Raw genomic sequence first — 16,795 nt, 5'->3', positions numbered from 1 at the left:
TAACGATTTATAACGAATGGCGGATTTGTTATACTGTTGTTATATTGTTATGAATCCGTTCGTGATTCGTTATTTCGGAGGTCAGAACTTTTGAAGAAAATTACGATGCAGCAAATTGCCGATCATTTAGGCGTTTCGAAATTCGTCGTATCCAAGGCTTTATCCGGCAAGGGAGGAGTCAATGAACAGACCCGTGAGCGGGTCATTCAAGCCGCTTCCCAGCTCGGCTACTTTAACCAGAAGAACGGCTACGTCAAGAACGTCATTCCCTCGGGCACAACGCTGCCGGCGCCGGCTGGCAAGCAGTCGGTGCTGGTGTTGATGCCGAATATCCGGTTTCAAAACAAGGAATCGCTGTATTGGGGCCGGCTGCTGGAGGGCATCTCCCGGGAGCTGGAGGCACAGCAACTGGGGATGATCATCGTATCGGAACCCCGGGGCGACAATTTTATGCATATCCTCAATCCGGACGGCATTCTGGGAATGATCGGGGTCGGGCAAATCGCCACCTCATTCCTGTTGGAGGTGCACCGGATTGGACTGCCGATGGTCCTCGTTGATCATGAGGACCCGCTGATTCCCAGCGACACGGTCTTTGCGAACAACCTTGACGGGATGGCCCGCCTGACCACCCATTTGATCGGACTGGGGCACCGGGAATTGCACTTCTTGGGGAACTCGGCTTTCTCCCGAAGCTTCCGGGATCGCTGGATCGGTTACCGCAGCGCTTTGGAGGAGAATGGCCTAACACCTCAAGCGCCGGATGATCCGATGCTGCAGTTGGAAGGCATCGATACCGGGGCATACGGGGACGAGCTGCAAGGGTGGTTGGAACGGAGGAGAAAAGCAAAGACGCTCCCGACGGCGCTGGTATGCGCGAATGATTCCATCGCCATCCATGCCTGTACCGTCCTGGGCGAGATCGGGTTAACCGTGCCTGGGGACATCGTTGTCAGCGGGTTTGATAATATCGACGATGCGGCCCGCAACGCGCCGTCGATTACGACTATCCATGTGCCGAAAGAGGACCTCGGCCAGCGCGCGGTGCGAAAGCTGATGGACCGGCTTGCTCATCCAGATGCGCCACAGGAAAAAATCATGATATCCGTCGAAACCGTGTACCGGGACTCTACCGCCGAACCACAACAGACTGGGCGATAGAAGGCGAGGGAGAGGAAGTAAGTCATGGCTTCCGGTTGGAATTTAACTCGTCGTGATTGCTGCTTGCCCCTGCAACTGATATAATAAATTGATTGTATGACTTCGATGATTTGTGGTGGGGGTAAGGATGACAGATATTAGGGCTAGACAAGCGAAAATTCGCAATTTCTGTATTATTGCACATATAGACCATGGCAAATCGACATTGGCCGACCGAATTCTGGAGTATACCGGGGCGCTGACTTCCCGGGAAATGCAGGAGCAGGTCCTTGACCAAATGGATTTGGAACGCGAACGTGGAATCACGATTAAACTACAGGCCGTCCGCTTAACCTATCGCGCCGACGATGGGGAGGAGTATTTGCTGAACCTCATCGATACGCCGGGACACGTCGACTTCACTTACGAGGTCTCCCGCAGTTTGGCCGCTTGCGAAGGCGCCCTTCTAGTGGTAGACGCCGCTCAGGGGATCGAGGCGCAAACGCTGGCCAATGTTTATCTGGCGCTCGATAACAACCTGGAGATTTTGCCGGTCATTAACAAAATCGACTTGCCAAGCGCCGATCCCGATCGGGTGAAGCAGGAGATAGAGGATGTCATCGGCCTCGATGCCAGCGAAGCGGTGCACGCTTCCGCCAAAGCCGGGATCGGGATTAAGGAGATTCTGGAGCAGGTCGTACAGAAGGTGCCTGCACCAACGGGAGACCCGGATCAGTCGCTGAAGGCGCTGATTTTCGATTCGCATTATGACCCTTACAAGGGCGTTATCGTTTACGTGCGCGTCATTGACGGGCAGATTAAGGCTGGCTCGAAAATCAAAATGATGGCAACGGAAAAAACGTTTGAGGTTATCGAAGTGGGTGCCTTCAAACCGCGGATGACAATCGTGGACGAGCTGAATGTCGGCGATGTCGGCTTTATCGTTGCCGGGATCAAGACGGTCGGCGACACTCGCGTCGGGGATACCGTCACGGACGCGAAGCATCCGACACTTGAACCGCTGCCGGGTTACCGTAAGATTAACCCGATGGTCTATTGCGGCTTGTATCCGATCGAAACGTCGGATTACAACGACCTGCGTGAAGCGTTGGAGAAACTGCAGTTGAACGACGCTTCGCTGAGCTTCGAACCGGAAACCTCAAGCGCGCTGGGCTTCGGTTTCCGTTGCGGCTTCCTGGGATTGTTGCACATGGACGTCATTCAGGAACGGATTGAGCGGGAATTCAACATTCCGCTGATTACGACGGCGCCAAGCGTTATTTACAAAGTAACGCTGACGAACGGCGAGACGATCTCCATCGACAACCCGTCCAACTATCCGGAGGTCGGCAAAATCGACTATGTCGAGGAGCCTTACGTCAAAGCGGCGATCATCGTACCCAATGATTATGTCGGAACCGTCATGGAACTCTGCCAAAGCAAACGCGGCGAGTTCGTGAATATGGAATACCTTGACACAACCCGTGTGACGATTACGTACCAGGTGCCATTGTCGGAGATTGTATACGACTTCTTCGATCAGTTGAAATCGAGCACGAAGGGTTACGCTTCCTTCGATTATGAGCTGTCGGGTTATCGTCAATCGAACCTGGTGAAGATGGACATCCTCCTGAACGGAGAGCAGGTCGACGCTTTGTCCTTTATCGTCCACCGCGAACGTGCTTACCACCGCGGCCGGATCATTTGCGAGAAGCTGCGTGAGCTGATCCCGCGCCAAATGTTTGAAGTGCCGATTCAGGCCTCGATCGGGCAGAAGGTCATCGCCCGCGAGACCGTTAAGGCGATGCGCAAGAACGTCCTTGCCAAATGTTACGGCGGTGATATCTCGCGGAAGCGCAAGCTGCTGGAGAAGCAGAAGGAAGGCAAGAAGCGGATGAAGCAGGTCGGCAACGTCGAGGTACCGCAGGAAGCGTTTATGGCCGTACTGAAAATCGACGACAATTAAGAAATGCAAATCGTTTGATGAAGGAAAGCCGTCAGGCTTTCCTTTCTACTATTATTCATGATAATTACGGAGGAGGGCATGACCATGAACCAAACGACAAACCGATCAGGGCAGGGAGTGCCGATCCATAACCCGGCGGCGGGCAGCGATATGACGCACCTCGAACCATCCATCGCACCGCAAGCTGTATATATCCATATCCCGTTTTGCACGAACAAGTGCTTTTATTGCGATTTCAATTCCTACGTCCTGAAAGATCAGCCGGTGATGGACTATTTGCGCGCCTTGGACCGAGAAATGGAACGGACGGTTCAGCAGACCCCACCGGGTGAAATCCGCAGTATCTTTGTAGGCGGGGGCACGCCAACTGTACTCAATCCGCAAGAAATGGAGTTCTTCCTGGCATCGGTCAGACGCCATTTCCCCCATTGGTCCAGCGATATTGAATTTACGATGGAAGCCAACCCGGGAACGACAGATCGGGACAAAATGACGGTCATGAAAGACGGCGGCGTGAACCGGGTCAGCTTCGGCGTGCAGGCGTTCCAGAATGAACTGTTAAGCGGTATCGGCCGGATTCATAACACGGACGACGTTTACCGGAGCCTGGACAATGCGCGCGCCGTCGGACTTAACAATCTGTCCATCGACTTGATGTTCGGACTGCCGAATCAGACCGTTGAGATGCTGGATTATAGCGTTTCTCGGGCGCTGGAACTCGGGCTACCCCATTATTCCATCTATAGCCTGAAGGTCGAAGAGAACACGCTGTTCCATACGCTGTACCACAAAAATCAGCTTCCGCTCCCCAGTGAAGAGGAGGAGCTGAATATGTATCTCCTGCTGATGGAACGGATGGAGCAGGCCGGGTACAAACAGTACGAGATTAGCAACTTTGCGAAACCCGGCTTTGCCAGCCGGCATAATATTACTTATTGGAAGAACGAGGATTATTACGGCCTGGGTGCTGGCGCTCACGGTTATGTTGGCCGCAAGCGTCACGTCAATATCAAGGGTGTGAATCCTTACGTTGAAGCGGCGAAAGCAGGCCTTCCTCGCTTGGAGCAGTTTGGCGTGTCCCGGGAAGAGGCGATGGAGGATTTCGTGATGGTAGGCCTTCGCATGTTGGACGGCATCCGCAAGGCGGACTTCCGCAAGCAATTTGACGAAGAGCTGGATGACGTGTTTGCCCGGCCGCTCAACAAGATGCTTAGCGCCGGTTTGCTGGAGACCCATGAGGATGGAGAAGGCTACCGGTTAAGCAAGCAAGGCGTATTGTTCGGAAACGAGGTATTTGCCGAGTTTATCGGTGTTTTAACCGTATAGCAACCGATGAATCAAGCAGCTTGCACTTCATTTATGAAGTAGCTAAGCTGCTTTTTTGCGTTCCGCTGAATATACTTTGAACGTGACATGGCGGTGAAACATTTTTCTTGAAGTTTTATACCGCATAATGTATATTTATTCATATTATTTGATTTGTGATCGAGGGGGAAAACAGCATGCCAGCGGTTGCCGTGTGCAGACAGGCGAACTTAACGGACGTCGAGCCATTATATAAGATGATTGAGGGGTATGCCCAGCGTGGCATTATGCTGCCGCGTTCGCAGGCGGTGCTGGAGCGCCAGATCAAGGATTTCGTCGTCGCGGAAGTGGATGGCGAGGTTGTCGGCTGCGGATCGCTGTGCAAGCTGGGCGAGGAGTTGGTCGAGATTCGTTCGCTTGGGATTGCCGAAGGGCATAAAGGCAAGGGGCTGGGCTCCATGCTCGTCGAGCAGTTAGTAGAAGAGGCGCGGAGACAAGCGATCCCAAAGGTGATGGCGCTCACGTATGAGGTTTCCTTTTTCGTGAAAAACGGATTTGCGGTTGTTAATAAAGAGATCTTTCCGGAGAAAGTGTGGACCGACTGCGTGAATTGCGCGAAGCAGCATTGCTGCGACGAAATCGCTGTTCTGAAGATACTGGACTGACTTGACAATCGTCAGGTCGGTTTGGTATTTTTGTATTAGTAATTAGCACTCTACGACATTGAGTGCTAACGAACCGAAAAATCGAGGTTACTCAGGAGGGATTGCCATGTTGACGGAACGCCAAAGAATGATTTTAACAGCTATCGTAGACGACTATATTCGCTCGGCGGAGCCTGTGGGATCCCGAAGCATTTCGAAGCGGGGCGATGTTGGATACAGTCCAGCGACGATCCGTAACGAAATGGCCGATTTGGAGGAACTCGGTTTTTTGGAGCAACCGCATACGTCGGCGGGCCGTATTCCTTCTCATAAGGGATACCGCTACTATGTGGATCATCTGACACCGTTGAATTTGCTAACGAATGATGAACTGACAACGTTAAAAGCGTTTTTCGCGGAGAAGCTGAACGCAACCGAACTAATGATTCAACATGCCGGGACCATTCTCTCCCAAATGACCAACTACACTTCCATCCTGCTTGGGCCGGAAGTTTTTCATACGTCTTTGCGGCATTTTCAACTCTTGCCGCTGAACGAGACGACGGCGGTTGCCATCGTCGTGACGAATACGGGACAAGTGGAGAACAAGACGATATCCGTTCCGGCTGGCTTGTCCGTTTCAGAGATGGAACGGGTGGTCAATCTGTTGAACCGCAAGCTGACCGGCGTGCCGATCTACAAGCTCAAGTCCGCCTTGTATAACGAGATCGGTCAAGAGATGCAGCGGCATATCGAGCATTTTGAAGAGTTGATGAAAGTGTTGGATCAAGCGCTTGACGCAGGCACGGAAGGCCAACGCCTCTTCTTGAGCGGGGCGACGAACATGCTGACCCAGCCGGAGTTCCGTGACGTAGACAAGGTGAAAGGCATCTTGGATTTACTGGAGGAGACGCCAACTTTGACGAGAATGATCTCTGCGGCGGCGGGTTCGGGGATTCAGGTGCGTATCGGTACCGAGAACGACCATGAAGCGTTCGCCAACTGCAGTCTCATCACGGCAACCTATCAACTGGAAGGTGAAGCGGTTGGAACTATTGGCATTTTGGGACCAACTCGGATGGAATACGCCAGGGTCATTCGGATATTGGAGATTTTATCGAGAGATTTGAGCAAATTTCTGACCCGGATGCCATAACATGCATGAATGATTCATCTAGCTGCATGTTAAGGAGGTGAGCATCTTGAAGGAATCGCAACCGATTCAAGATAACATCAATCATAATGTAGAGGAAGAAACGAACATGAACGATAACGTGCAAGAGGACCTGCAACAAACGCCGGAACCTGACGCGAGGCAGGAAGAGGTTGTCGATGAACCGCAGATTGCTGCTGAAGAGGTTACCGCAGATGCCGGCGCTTCCGCCGAATTGGAGAAGCTGCGCGCAGAGAGTGAGGATTACCAGCAGCGGCTGCTAAGAACGCAAGCCGATTTCGATAATTTCCGTCGCCGTACGGTTAAGGAGAAGGAAGAGTTAGGGAAATACGCCTCCGCCAAATTGATTACCGAGCTGTTGCCGGTGATTGATAACTTTGAACGAGCGCTTAGCTCATCCGGAGAGAGCACGGACGCCAATTCCTACATTAAGGGAGTGGAAATGATCTTCCGCCAGTTGGAAGGCGTGCTTAAGGCCGAAGGATTGATTCCGATGGAAGCGGAAGGACAACCGTTTAACCCTGAGTTCCATCAAGCCATCATGCAAGTGGAATCCGATGAGCATGAAGAGGGTATCGTCGTAGAAGTGGTACAGAAGGGTTATCTTTTGAAAGATAAGGTACTGCGTCCGGCGATGGTCAAAGTCAGCGGCTGAGATGATTGAACCTGCTTTGTAATTTAAGATGATTTAACCTATTAAGGAGGACATAACGTAATGAGTAAAGTAATCGGTATTGACTTAGGAACAACCAACTCCTGCGTAGCAGTGATGGAAGGCGGCGAAGCGGTCGTCATTCCTAACCCGGAAGGTGCGCGTACGACTCCATCCGTCGTAGGCTTTAAGAAGGACGGCGAACGGATCGTTGGGGAAACGGCAAAACGCCAAGCCATCACCAATCCGGATCGTACGATCATATCGATTAAACGGCATATGGGTACAAACCATAAAGAATCGATCGACGGTAAAGATTTTACGCCGCAGGAAATTTCCGCAATCATTCTGCAAAAGCTGAAAGCCGATGCAGAAGCCTATTTGGGCCAAACCGTCACCCAAGCGGTGATCACGGTCCCGGCTTATTTTAACGACAGCCAACGTCAGGCAACCAAGGACGCCGGCAAAATCGCAGGTCTTGATGTGCTGCGGATCGTCAACGAACCAACGGCAGCTGCTCTGGCATACGGTCTGGAAAAAGCGGAAGATCAAACGATTCTCGTGTATGACCTTGGCGGCGGTACGTTTGACGTATCGATCCTTGAACTAGGCGACGGCTTCTTCGAAGTAAAAGCGACGAGCGGGGACAACCATCTCGGCGGCGATGACTTCGACCAGAAGATCATCGATTATCTGGTGGCTGAATTCAAGAAAGATCAAGGAATTGATTTGAGCAAAGATAAAGCGGCAGTGCAACGTTTGAAAGATGCGGCAGAGAAAGCGAAGAAGGAATTGTCCGGCGTATTGACCACAACAATCTCCCTGCCGTTTATCACCGTCGTTGACGGCGTGCCGCAGCACCTTGAGGTTAACCTGACTCGCGCGAAATTCGAAGAATTAACCGCGGATCTTGTAGAGCGTACGCTCGGCCCAACTCGCCGCGCCTTAAGCGATGCGGGGATGACGCCTGCGGATATCGATCGGATCGTTCTTGTCGGCGGTTCCACGCGGATTCCAGCCGTTCAGGAAGCAATTAAGAAATTGACCGGTAAAGAACCGCACAAAGGCGTGAACCCGGACGAAGTTGTTGCGCTTGGCGCAGCGGTGCAAGCCGGCGTGCTGACGGGCGATGTGAAAGACGTTGTACTGCTCGACGTTACTCCGCTTTCGCTCGGGATCGAAACGGCCGGTGGCGTATTTACGAAGATGATTGAACGGAACACAACGATTCCGACAAGCAAATCGCAAGTATTCTCCACTTATGCCGATAACCAGCCAAGCGTAGAAATCCACGTCCTGCAAGGGGAACGGGAGATGGCGGCTGGCAACAAAACACTGGGACGCTTCATGCTGGGTGACATTCCACTCGCGCCACGCGGTGTACCGCAAATCGAAGTTACCTTCGACATCGATGCGAACGGGATCGTAAACGTGTCGGCAACGGATAAAGGAACCGGCAAGAGCCAAAAAATCACGATCACTTCCTCCAGCGGCTTGAGCGATGAGGAAGTTGAGAAGATGATGAAGGACGCCGAGCTGCATGCCGAAGAAGACAAGAAACGCAAAGAGCTGGTTGAAGCGAAGAACAACGGCGACCAATTGATCTACAGCGTTGATAAGACGTTGAAAGAGCTGGGCGACAAAGTAGACGCAGCCGAAACCGACAAAGCTAATGCGGCCAAAGAAGAGCTGAAGAAAGCGCTGGAAAGCGACGATCTCGAGCAAATCAAAGCGGCTTCGGAGAAGCTGACCGAAATCGTTCAACAATTGTCCGTGAAGCTGTATGAGCAGGCTTCGCAAGCAGCTGGAGCAGAAGGCGCAGCCGAATCCGCTGGCGGTCAAACCCGCGATAACGTCGTGGACGCCGACTATGAAGTGGTTGACGAAGACAAGAAACAAAGCTAAGATGACTCACAGAGCAGTAGAGTCTTGGGAATAGACTTTGGCAACCAGGAAGGTCAAAGTGCGGGCTGCCTCCGCGCTTTGACTTTCCTTTTGCCGTGATCAAAAAATGACTGGTAAATCGGGTTTTTGCTTTGTGATCTAACTATATGTCGGGTTAACTTCTCGATTTGCTTCGTGATCAAAAGACGACAGACGGGGGTGGAAGAATGGCAGAAAAACGCGATTACTACGAGGTGCTGGGCCTCGGTAAAACCGCATCCGACGAAGAAATCAAAAAAGCTTACCGCAAGCTGGCCCGGCAGTATCACCCGGACGTCAATAAAGCGGAGGATGCGGAAGCGAAATTTAAAGAAGTTAAAGAAGCGTATGACGTCCTGAGTGACTCAGGGAAACGTGCGCGTTATGACCAATACGGCCATGTTGATCCGAATCAGGGGATGGGCGGCGGCTTTTCCGGCGGGGATTTTGGCGGCTTTGGGGATATTTTCGATATGTTCTTCGGCGGAGGCGGCGGCGGTCGGCGTGATCCTAACGCTCCGCAGCGCGGCAACGATTTGCAATACACGATGACGATCGAGTTCAAGGAAGCGGTGTTCGGCAAGGAAACGGACATCACAATTCCGCGCACCGAAAACTGCGACACCTGCTTTGGCACCGGGGCTAAACCCGGAACGAAGCCGGTTACTTGCTCCGTGTGCCACGGTACCGGCCAGCAGGAAGTCGTACAGAACACGCCGTTTGGCCGTATGGTTAATCGGCGGGCCTGCAGCAACTGCGGCGGCAAAGGGCAAATCATCAAGGAAAAATGTTCGACCTGTGCCGGCAGCGGTAAAGTGAAAAAACAGCGTAAAATTCATGTGCGCATTCCTGCCGGGGTTGACGATGGGGCACAACTGCGGATGTCTGGGGAAGGCGAAGGCGGTCTGCGCGGCGGTCCTGCCGGTGATCTGTACATCGTCATCCGCGTGAAAACGCATGATTTCTTCGAACGCGAGGGCGACGATATCTATTGCGAAGTTCCGTTAACGTTTGCCCAAGCTGCGCTTGGCGATGAGATCGAAATTCCGACGCTGACGGAGAAGGTGAAGCTGAAAATTCCGGCCGGGACGCAAACCGGAACCTATTTCCGCTTAAAAGGCAAAGGGGTTCCGCGCCTGCGCGGGATTGGCCAGGGAGATCAGCACGTGAAAGTGGTTATCGTGACGCCAAGCAAGCTGAGCGACGAGCAAAAGGAGCTTTTGCGCCAATTTGCTTCGCTGGACGGCGAACAGACACATGAGCATGAACAATCTTTCTTTGACCGAATGAAACGAGCATTTCGCGGGGATTGATCCCCAATGAAAAAGCGCGAACCGAGGACTCAACTCGGTTCGCGCCTTTTTTTTGCTATGGGCTTTGGATCTCCGCCATGATTTCTTCCTCCAACACCAGCCGGATATCTTCCCGGAATACTCGCATCCCATATTCCCGGTGAACGTACACCATGATCGCTTCCATGATGTTCGATTCAACGATATAACGGCTGCGGCCGTTAACCCAAACCTCGCCGGTATAACCGGTATCTTCATCCCAACTGAGTTCCACCGTCACATCGGTGGGGCGGACGCCCGTCCGTTCAGCGGTATGCAGGCAAATCGCGTTAATGATCTCGTCCATCCCGAGGATCATGGCTTAATGTCGGCCTCCGCCCCGGTAATCGTCGTGGCGCGGTTGCTTCTTAAACCGGCGGTATAAGGCCGTGACGGCAATAATAATGACATAGATGGCCAACAGGTTTACGGCTAACCCTAAGAGATTGCCAAAGAAGCCCATGTTGCCAAACAACCCACCGAACAGCAGACCGGCAAAACCGCCGATCATCATCCCGCGCATAAAGCTGCCGCCGCTGAAGAATCCCCGGTTCGTCGTCGGAGTCCCTGTCGTAGCTCCCGTCCGGTTACCCGTCGTGTTCTGGTACTCGCTTTGTGCCGGTTTTTTCGGAGTTGGTTTATAGGTACGCGGCCCGGATTTAAACCCTCCGCCGCGTCTTGCATCGGCAAAGTCCGGGGCAGTGAAAGTGAAGAATACGGTAAAGGCCATCATGAGCAGCATCACTCTTTTTAACATGGTGCATGAACCCTCCTATGCAAGTAAGTATGTTCTGTTCCCTAGCAAGTAATACGGACAAGTTCGTTCAACGTTTCAAATTTAAAATAAACAGGCCTGGAACAAAATTTGCATAAAGCCAAGGCCAAGATTACATCCTACGGAATAATGGGCTGTGCAGGGTGCAGCTTCATTGAAGCGTAAAACGAAAGGCAGGGAGGAAGAATGGCTGAAAAGAATGTTTTGGCCTATTTCAAAAGCCCGGAGGAAGCCGAGGGGGTAGCCCGCAAATTAAGTGCGCTGCGGGTGGAGGATATGTCGATCGACCGTTTCAGCCGTTATGCCGGCGAGGGTTACGATCCGATGAACCCGGTAACGGGAAGCATATCCAGCTTGGCGGCGGTGACCCAGGATGCGGCGATCACCAACCGTTCGGCAGGGATTCTCGCCGCAGCGGATCCGGCAGCGAGCGGACTCAGCCATGGGGGACAAGGCGGCCCAACCGGCCATGATATTCTGTTGACCGCCGTCGTCGATGAATCGATACACCATCAGGCGCTGCGTATTATCGAAGAAGCAGGCGGCTTGATTTAACAAATGGACATTTTGAACCTAAAGGAGATGAACCTCTGATGAGTCAAAATCAGGAGGATCGGCGAACAAAGCGAGTTTCCGCCAATGGAAAGAATCTGCCGATCGGACATAACAACGATGTAGAGTTTGCCGATGACTTAGCCGATCAGGAGGACTGGGAGGCACTGGAGCGCAGTGAACGAGCAGACGCTCGCCAGCAGGGACAATATAAGCTGTAACCGTAGTAGCAGGCGGGGGAGTCTTATCGAGGCTCCTCCGTTTTGCTTTGTCACGTTCTTTATTCTATAGTACAATAAAACTTATGCATGTTAGTCAAGGAGGAAATCATACGATGATTTGGAAAGAAATAACTATACATACGACAGAAGAAGCGGTGGAGATGGTATCCAACTTTCTGCATGAAGCGGGTGCAGGTGGGGTGACCATTGAAGAGCATGTCGATAACGATAAACCTCGCGATACTTCGCTGGGGCAATGGTTTGAAATTCCGCCCAACGACATTCCCGAAGGGGAAGCCAAAATCAGCGGGTATTTTCCGGAAGGACTGAATATCGATGAAGTCATCGCCGAAGTCCGGGCACGCATCGAGGAGCTTAAGAGTTATGAGATCGACCCCGGAGATGCGGTTATCACCGTGCGGGACGTAAGCGAAGACGATTGGGCCAACAACTGGAAGCAATATTTTAAGCCGCTGCGGGTGTCTGAGAAGCTGACGATCAAACCGACATGGGAGGATTATATGCCTGGGCCGGGCGAGCAGATCATTGAACTGGATCCCGGAATGGCGTTTGGCACGGGTACACATCCAACGACATCTTTATGCTTGCGTACGCTTGAGAGTATCATCCAAGATGGCGACGAAGTGATTGATGTCGGTACAGGTTCAGGCATTCTGGCGATCGGGGCCTGCCGGCTTGGCGCCTCCAAGGTGTTGGCGCTTGATCTGGATCCGGTGGCCGTATCCAGTGCAACGGAGAACACGCGACTGAACCGTCTGGAGAACCAAATCCAGGTGGTTGAAAGCGATCTGTTGTCCGTCCTTAAAGGCGAAGGCAGCGCCGAAGTTAAGGTCAAGCTGCCCGTACGGGTGGTCGTCGCCAATATTTTGGCTGAGATCATTTTGCTGTTTATCGAGGATGTATACCAAGCACTTGCGTCCGGCGGTTACTATATCGCATCGGGCATTTATAAGAACAAAGAACAAGCCGTACAAGAAGCGCTGATTGCCGCGGGTTTCGAATTGGAACGGACAGCCCGGGATGAGGATTGGGTAGCTTTTGTGGCGAGAAAGAGGTAACAGTATATGGAATGGTTAGACCGAATATTGAGGTTTCCGCTAGACCAGCTTCCCTTTTATTTGATCACCCTGGTGATCGCTTTTACGCTGCATGAATTTTCGCACGCTTATTTTGCCAATAAATTCGGTGATCCTACCGCCAAGCTGTTGGGACGCGTTACGTTGAATCCGGCTGTCCATTTCGATCTGCTGGGCATTATTCTGCTTCTCATCGCCGGCTTCGGGTGGGCCCGGCCCGTGCCGGTAAACCGTGATAACTTCAGCAAGCCGCGCATAATGGGCGTGATCGTATCGGTTGCGGGACCGCTCAGCAATTTGCTGTTGGGCGTTCTCGGGACCTTGGTTTACGTGATGTTGGCTCAGTTTGGCGTTCTGGATTCGATTACGAACGAGAAGCTGTTTCAAGCCGTATTGATATTCTTTAATCTGTTTACCGTCATGAACTTTTTCTTATTTTTATTCAACCTGATTCCTTTACCGCCGCTGGACGGCTATCGGATCCTGGAAGATGTTGTACCGCGTCGAATGTTGGGCAAACTGCAGCAATATGAACAGTGGTCGGTATTGATTTTCTTGGTGATCCTGATCGTTCCAGGAATGCAGCGTTATACGATCTCGCCGCTGTATAATGCGGCCGAGGCGATCTATTTTCAGTTCGCCCATTTGTTCCTTGCCATGTTCGGCGCGTAGGGCGGAAGAAGGACTGGAAACAGGGTTTCAAAAGTTGTATGATGTAGTTTGGCGATTTTGAACCATGAACGATGAGGATGATACTATGCAGCGTTATTTTGTGGAGCCCATGCAATTTGGCGATCGGGAAGTGACCATTGTCGGCGAGGATGCCCGCCATATCGGCAGGGTGATGCGTTCCAAGCCCGGCGATAAGCTGATCGTGAGCGACGGGGGTTCCCGTGAAGTCCTCGCGGAGATTACATTCATCGAGCCGCAGCAAGTAACTGCGACGATTATAGAGGAACTGACGGGATCGGGAGAACCGTGGCTGCAGGTGACCGTGGCCCAGAGCTTGCCGAAAGGTGACAAGATGGAAACGGTGATCCAGAAGTGCACGGAGATTGGAGCCGCTTCGTTTCTTCCTTTTCTATCCGAACGCACGGTGGTGCAATACGATAGCAAGAAGGAAGAGAAACGGCTCGCCCGCTGGCAGAAAATCGCCAAAGAAGCCGCCGAGCAGGCGCATCGCAGCAAAATTCCGGTTGTCGAGCTTTCGGTCAAATGGGAAGAACTGCTGGCCGCGCTGCCGGGCTACGATCTGGTATGCTTGTGTTATGAGAAAGAAGACGGCAGACAGCTTCGGGACGTATTAAAGCCATTCGTCACTGAGCTGACGCCTGATATGAAGGTCAATGTCGCCGTTGTAGTTGGACCCGAAGGCGGCTTTACCGAAGCTGAAGTACGGGAAGCCGAAGCCGCCGGTGCAGTATCCGTTGGTTTAGGCCGACGTATTCTACGTACCGAAACGGCTGCTATGGCTGCCCTAACTTGCATCATGTATGAATCCGGAGAAATGGGGGGGGATTGAGCGATGCCAACCGTCGCCTTTTACACCTTGGGCTGTAAAGTTAATTTCTATGATACCGAAGCCATTTGGCAGCTATTTAAAAACGAAGGCTACGAGCAGGTTGATTTCGAGCAATCGGCCGCTGACGTCTATTTAATCAATACCTGTACCGTTACGAACACCGGCGACAAGAAGAGCCGTCAAATTATTCGGCGTGCCGTGCGCCGCAATCCGGACGCTATTGTAGCGGTGACCGGCTGTTACGCGCAGACATCGCCTGCGGAGATTTTGGACATCCCCGGCGTAGACTTGGTCATTGGGACGCAGGACCGGGACAAGATTATCCCTTACGTGAAGCAGCTTCAAGAGCAGCGCAAGCCGATTAATGCAGTTCGCAATATCATGAAAACGCGGGAGTTCGAAGAGCTGGACGTGCCAAATTTCGCCGATCATACCCGTGCGTTCCTGAAGATCCAGGAGGGCTGCAACAACTTCTGTACCTTCTGTATTATCCCATGGTCTCGTGGCTTGTCGCGCAGCCGTGACCCGCAAAGTGTTATCCAACAAGCGCGTCAGTTAGTCGCCGCAGGGTACAACGAGATCGTCCTGACGGGCATCCATACAGGCGGATACGGGGATGATCTCGAAAACTACCGTTTATCCGACTTGCTTTGGGATTTGGACAAAGTAGAAGGCCTTGGCCGCATCCGGATCAGTTCGATCGAAGCAAGCCAAATCGACGAGCGTATGCTTGAGGTGTTGAAGAATTCCTCGAAAATGTGCCGCCACTTCCATATCCCTCTGCAAGCAGGCAGCAACGAAGTATTGAAGCGTATGAGAAGAAAGTACACCATCGAAGAGTTTGAGCATAAAATCAAAATGATCCGCGATTTCATGCCGGACGTTGCCATTACGACGGATATCATCGTTGGCTTCCCCGGGGAAACGGATGAGCTGTTCCGCGAGGGCTTCGAGGCAATCAAACGCATCGGCTTCTCCGAGATGCACGTGTTCCCTTATTCCAAGCGGAGCGGAACGCCAGCCGCGCGGATGGAGGACCAAGTCGACGAGGAAGTGAAGCATGCCCGCGTGCATGAGTTGATCGAGTTGTCCGAGCAAATGCAACTCGCATATGCCGAGAAGTTCGTCGGCCAGGTGCTGGACGTCATCCCGGAGAGGGATGAGAAAGGCACCGCCGGGGACGGTTTCGTGACTGGCTTCAGCGATAACTACTTGCAAATCCGCTTCCCGGGCACCCCGGACCTGACCGGCAAAGTGTGCCGCGTCAAGCTAACCCAAGCGGACGTCAACACCAGCGAAGGCCAATGGGTCCGCGTCCTAGACGAAGCCTCGCAAGCTCTAGCTTAATACTTGCGCCCGCCATCGGGCATGAGCCAAGGATTTCACCCCGCCGGGGGTTGAAATCCTTGTTGTTACATAAGGGCGAATTGGAAGTATGAGTACGCTGCGCCTATAATTAACAAGTGACATGGAAGGTAACAAGCGCATTCCCGAAGGGAGAAAAGCGTTCCACGAGCCCACGTTAAGCGCATTCCCGAAGGGAACAGCGGCAGGAGCGCCTCAGCCGATCTCACGTTCTCTAGGTTTAGCAGGTAACCCTGGAGCGCAAGAAGTAAGACGGCCCCGAAGGGGGAAAAGCGTTCCATGAGCCAACGTCAAGCGCATTCCCGAAGGGAACAGCGGCAGGAGCGCCTCAGCCGATCTCACGTTCTCTAGGTTTAGCAGGTAACCCGGGAGCGCAAGAAGTAAGACGTACCCGAAGGGAGAAAAGCGTTCCATGAGCCAACGTCAAGCGCATTCCCGAAGGGAACAGCGGTCAGGAGCGCCTCAGCCGATCCCACGTTCGTCCAGTTTGCGGGATCCCCAAGGGCAGCGGGCCCTTGGGGGCCCTCCCTTACGGTAAGGGAGGGTTTGGGAGGGTTGAGTCCCGGTTTGGGAGGGTTGAGCCCCGGGTTGAGTTATTTTAAGGAGGTACAGCCAGAATGCCATTCAAAGAAATCTCTGCAGGAGGCGTCGTCTATCGCTTCCAAGACGGGCGGCTGCAAGTGCAGCTGATTACCGACCGTTACGGCAAAATATCGTTTCCGAAGGGGAAGAGAGAGCCGGGGGAAACCGTTGAGCAAACGGCGCTGCGCGAAATTTTGGAGGAAACCGGCATTGTGGGCCGGATTGATAGACTCATCGATATCATCGCTTATACTTACCATCATCCCAAACTGGGGAACGTCGATAAAGAAGTGCATTACTACCTGGTGGAGTGGCAAAGCGGGGCGCTCCAGCCTCAGCTTGAGGAGATCCGCAGCGTGTCCTGGTACGAGCCGCAGGAGGCTTGGCGTCAGCAGCGGAAAGCCGGTTACGACAACAATGATTTTATCTTGGAAAATGCGCTAAAGATGCTTGGCGTCGAGCCGCTAGGTTAGAAGGGTGGAGGATGACGGAAATAGTTGACTATGTGCAGTTATTTCTTCGGAATTCGCCCTAGACGCTGAAACA

General features: G+C 52.7%; 17 protein-coding genes. 15 read left to right on the top strand and 2 right to left on the bottom strand.

Annotation, left to right across the window (positions count from 1 at the left end):
* The first annotated feature begins 90 nt into the window (after window positions 1-90).
* The 8 genes from IM700_RS04575 to dnaJ all read left to right on the top strand — a co-directional run bounded on the left by IM700_RS04575 (window position 91) and on the right by dnaJ (window position 10,117).
* Window positions 91-1,161: a LacI family DNA-binding transcriptional regulator gene (locus tag IM700_RS04575; RefSeq protein WP_193416396.1), complete on the top strand. Its 1,071-nt coding sequence runs from the start codon at window positions 91-93 to the stop codon at window positions 1,159-1,161.
* Window positions 1,162-1,288: 127 nt separating this feature from the next.
* Window positions 1,289-3,106, top strand: a complete 1,818-nt coding sequence (gene lepA, locus IM700_RS04570; protein WP_193416395.1) for a translation elongation factor 4 — start codon at window positions 1,289-1,291, stop codon at window positions 3,104-3,106.
* 150 nt (window positions 3,107-3,256) lie between these two features.
* Window positions 3,257-4,432 (top strand): radical SAM family heme chaperone HemW, encoded by a 1,176-nt coding sequence (hemW, locus tag IM700_RS04565; protein WP_193416577.1) that lies wholly within the window; start codon window positions 3,257-3,259, stop codon window positions 4,430-4,432.
* A 176-nt stretch (window positions 4,433-4,608) separates the two neighbouring features.
* Window positions 4,609-5,076, top strand: coding sequence for an N-acetyltransferase (locus tag IM700_RS04560; RefSeq protein WP_155605612.1), 468 nt, complete (start codon window positions 4,609-4,611; stop codon window positions 5,074-5,076).
* 106 nt (window positions 5,077-5,182) lie between these two features.
* On the top strand, window positions 5,183-6,211 hold the full coding sequence (gene hrcA / locus IM700_RS04555) for a heat-inducible transcriptional repressor HrcA (RefSeq protein WP_155605611.1): 1,029 nt from the start codon (window positions 5,183-5,185) through the stop codon (window positions 6,209-6,211).
* Window positions 6,212-6,257: 46 nt separating this feature from the next.
* A complete protein-coding gene (gene grpE, locus IM700_RS04550; RefSeq protein WP_418888762.1) occupies window positions 6,258-6,884 on the top strand; it encodes a nucleotide exchange factor GrpE in 627 nt (208 codons plus the stop codon).
* A 60-nt stretch (window positions 6,885-6,944) separates the two neighbouring features.
* The gene (gene dnaK, locus IM700_RS04545; RefSeq protein WP_193416394.1) at window positions 6,945-8,786 is read left to right on the top strand and encodes a molecular chaperone DnaK; all 1,842 of its coding nucleotides are present in this window, start codon (window positions 6,945-6,947) and stop codon (window positions 8,784-8,786) included.
* A 206-nt stretch (window positions 8,787-8,992) separates the two neighbouring features.
* The gene (gene dnaJ, locus IM700_RS04540) at window positions 8,993-10,117 is read left to right on the top strand and encodes a molecular chaperone DnaJ (protein ID WP_193416393.1); all 1,125 of its coding nucleotides are present in this window, start codon (window positions 8,993-8,995) and stop codon (window positions 10,115-10,117) included.
* Window positions 10,118-10,172: 55 nt separating this feature from the next.
* On the opposite strand, the gene IM700_RS04535 is transcribed toward dnaJ, so the two are convergent.
* Together IM700_RS04535 and IM700_RS04530 are read right to left on the bottom strand one after the other, a co-directional pair.
* The gene (locus IM700_RS04535; RefSeq protein WP_155605608.1) at window positions 10,173-10,454 is read right to left on the bottom strand and encodes a YxcD family protein; all 282 of its coding nucleotides are present in this window, start codon (window positions 10,452-10,454) and stop codon (window positions 10,173-10,175) included.
* Window positions 10,455-10,457: 3 nt separating this feature from the next.
* On the bottom strand, window positions 10,458-10,892 hold the full coding sequence (locus IM700_RS04530; RefSeq protein ID WP_193416392.1) for a hypothetical protein: 435 nt from the start codon (window positions 10,890-10,892) through the stop codon (window positions 10,458-10,460).
* A gap of 204 nt (window positions 10,893-11,096) precedes the next feature.
* Here IM700_RS04530 and IM700_RS04525 point away from each other — a divergent pair, with 204 nt between their 5' ends.
* The 7 genes from IM700_RS04525 to IM700_RS04495 all read left to right on the top strand — a co-directional run bounded on the left by IM700_RS04525 (window position 11,097) and on the right by IM700_RS04495 (window position 16,722).
* Entirely contained in the window at window positions 11,097-11,465 is a 369-nt protein-coding gene (locus IM700_RS04525) for a hypothetical protein (protein ID WP_155605606.1), read from the top strand.
* A gap of 38 nt (window positions 11,466-11,503) precedes the next feature.
* Complete coding sequence (locus IM700_RS04520; RefSeq protein WP_155605605.1) at window positions 11,504-11,683, top strand: YfhD family protein; 180 nt, start codon at window positions 11,504-11,506, stop codon at window positions 11,681-11,683.
* Between the two features lie 113 nt (window positions 11,684-11,796).
* On the top strand, window positions 11,797-12,762 hold the full coding sequence (gene prmA, locus IM700_RS04515; protein WP_193416391.1) for a 50S ribosomal protein L11 methyltransferase: 966 nt from the start codon (window positions 11,797-11,799) through the stop codon (window positions 12,760-12,762).
* 6 nt (window positions 12,763-12,768) lie between these two features.
* Entirely contained in the window at window positions 12,769-13,452 is a 684-nt protein-coding gene (locus IM700_RS04510; protein ID WP_155605603.1) for a site-2 protease family protein, read from the top strand.
* Window positions 13,453-13,537: 85 nt separating this feature from the next.
* Window positions 13,538-14,302 carry a 16S rRNA (uracil(1498)-N(3))-methyltransferase gene (locus tag IM700_RS04505; RefSeq protein WP_193416390.1) on the top strand — a complete coding sequence of 255 codons (765 nt, stop codon included), beginning with the start codon at window positions 13,538-13,540 and terminating at the stop codon, window positions 14,300-14,302.
* Window positions 14,303-14,305: 3 nt separating this feature from the next.
* The gene (mtaB, locus tag IM700_RS04500) at window positions 14,306-15,649 is read left to right on the top strand and encodes a tRNA (N(6)-L-threonylcarbamoyladenosine(37)-C(2))-methylthiotransferase MtaB (RefSeq protein WP_193416389.1); all 1,344 of its coding nucleotides are present in this window, start codon (window positions 14,306-14,308) and stop codon (window positions 15,647-15,649) included.
* Between the two features lie 635 nt (window positions 15,650-16,284).
* On the top strand, window positions 16,285-16,722 hold the full coding sequence (locus tag IM700_RS04495) for an NUDIX hydrolase (protein WP_193416388.1): 438 nt from the start codon (window positions 16,285-16,287) through the stop codon (window positions 16,720-16,722).
* Window positions 16,723-16,795: the final 73 nt, after the last annotated feature.

Origin of the sequence: Paenibacillus rhizolycopersici, from assembly GCF_014947195.2 — a bacterium.
Classification (GTDB): domain Bacteria; phylum Bacillota; class Bacilli; order Paenibacillales; family Paenibacillaceae; genus Fontibacillus; species Fontibacillus rhizolycopersici.
The sequence above is the reverse complement of the archived record's forward strand: the minus strand, read 5'-3'. Positions and strand labels throughout refer to the sequence as shown.

What these genes read in the sequence shown, in the direction of transcription:
- IM700_RS04520 (WP_155605605.1), top strand. Translation starts at nt 11,504, where the DNA reads ATGAGTCAAAATCAGGAGGATCGGCGAACAAAGCGAGTTTCCGCCAAT.
- IM700_RS04510 (WP_155605603.1), top strand. Translation starts at nt 12,769, where the DNA reads ATGGAATGGTTAGACCGAATATTGAGGTTTCCGCTAGACCAGCTTCCC.
- IM700_RS04535 (WP_155605608.1), bottom strand. Translation starts at nt 10,454, where the DNA reads ATGATCCTCGGGATGGACGAGATCATTAACGCGATTTGCCTGCATACC.
- IM700_RS04505 (WP_193416390.1), top strand. Translation starts at nt 13,538, where the DNA reads ATGCAGCGTTATTTTGTGGAGCCCATGCAATTTGGCGATCGGGAAGTG.
- prmA (WP_193416391.1), top strand. Translation starts at nt 11,797, where the DNA reads ATGATTTGGAAAGAAATAACTATACATACGACAGAAGAAGCGGTGGAG.
- hrcA (WP_155605611.1), top strand. Translation starts at nt 5,183, where the DNA reads ATGTTGACGGAACGCCAAAGAATGATTTTAACAGCTATCGTAGACGAC.
- IM700_RS04495 (WP_193416388.1), top strand. Translation starts at nt 16,285, where the DNA reads ATGCCATTCAAAGAAATCTCTGCAGGAGGCGTCGTCTATCGCTTCCAA.
- IM700_RS04530 (WP_193416392.1), bottom strand. Translation starts at nt 10,892, where the DNA reads ATGTTAAAAAGAGTGATGCTGCTCATGATGGCCTTTACCGTATTCTTC.
- dnaJ (WP_193416393.1), top strand. Translation starts at nt 8,993, where the DNA reads ATGGCAGAAAAACGCGATTACTACGAGGTGCTGGGCCTCGGTAAAACC.
- dnaK (WP_193416394.1), top strand. Translation starts at nt 6,945, where the DNA reads ATGAGTAAAGTAATCGGTATTGACTTAGGAACAACCAACTCCTGCGTA.
- mtaB (WP_193416389.1), top strand. Translation starts at nt 14,306, where the DNA reads ATGCCAACCGTCGCCTTTTACACCTTGGGCTGTAAAGTTAATTTCTAT.
- lepA (WP_193416395.1), top strand. Translation starts at nt 1,289, where the DNA reads ATGACAGATATTAGGGCTAGACAAGCGAAAATTCGCAATTTCTGTATT.
- IM700_RS04525 (WP_155605606.1), top strand. Translation starts at nt 11,097, where the DNA reads ATGGCTGAAAAGAATGTTTTGGCCTATTTCAAAAGCCCGGAGGAAGCC.
- hemW (WP_193416577.1), top strand. Translation starts at nt 3,257, where the DNA reads ATGACGCACCTCGAACCATCCATCGCACCGCAAGCTGTATATATCCAT.
- IM700_RS04560 (WP_155605612.1), top strand. Translation starts at nt 4,609, where the DNA reads ATGCCAGCGGTTGCCGTGTGCAGACAGGCGAACTTAACGGACGTCGAG.